This window comes from Neisseria sp. P0001.S005 (assembly GCF_051963715.1).
The window spans coordinates 1-357 of record NZ_JBQCTZ010000799.1; the positions used below are offsets into that span (position 1 = coordinate 1).

Annotated in this window: 1 protein-coding gene; it reads right to left on the reverse strand. The window is 50.4% G+C overall.

Features of this window, described 5'->3' with window-relative positions:
- Window positions 1-357: transposase (locus tag ACTHSP_RS22945; protein WP_440347120.1), on the reverse strand; the 357-nt coding region annotated here is incomplete at both ends.

Consider the following 357-nt stretch of genomic DNA (forward strand, 5'->3'; position numbering starts at 1 on the left):
TTGCGCATAATGCCGTCCAGCAACCGATGTTCTTTCAGATGTTGCCGGTTTTCCGCACTGTCATAGCCTTTATCGGCATAGACGGTCGTATCTTCGGCAATGCCCTCCAACAAAGGCAACAGGTGGTTGCACTCATGGGTATTGGCGGGAGTGACATGCAGTTTCTCAATATAGCCTTCCGCATCGGTACGGGTATGTTGTTTGTAACCGAGTTTGTAGAGGCCGTTTTTCTTTATCCAACGGGCATAGCTGTCTTTACTCGGTGTGGTTTGACCGCTGACTTGTCCTTCTTCATCGACTTCTATGGCCTGACGCTGTTTGCTGCCGGCGGTCTGAATAATGGTGGCGTCAATGACG